At 32.0% G+C, this 247-nt stretch carries 1 protein-coding gene; it reads left to right on the forward strand.

Translation table 11 applies throughout. The features are described from left to right. Nucleotides 1–247 (forward strand): U32 family peptidase (locus FE392_RS22770; protein WP_319931954.1); only part of this gene is annotated, 247 nt, incomplete at both ends.

A 247-nucleotide genomic window follows, 5' to 3' on the forward strand; every position in this document is an offset into this window, starting at 1 on the left:
ATCAAGGACGTAATCTTGACATTGAAAAGAAAAAATATGAAGAGAATATGTTTTTATATGACCCAGAGCGTAACAATAAATATCCAATTTATGAAGATGAAAATGGTACTCACATTATGAGTCCGAACGACATTTGTTTCATCGATGAATTAGAGGAACTAATCGAAGCTGAAGTTGACAGCTTAAAAATCGATGGTGTACTAAAAAGCTCTGAATACATTATTGAAGTAACGAAGAAATATCGTCA

The sequence above is a fragment of the Xenorhabdus santafensis genome (assembly GCF_033949405.1).
In the GTDB taxonomy this organism is placed as follows: Bacteria; Pseudomonadota; Gammaproteobacteria; order Enterobacterales; family Enterobacteriaceae; genus Xenorhabdus; species Xenorhabdus santafensis.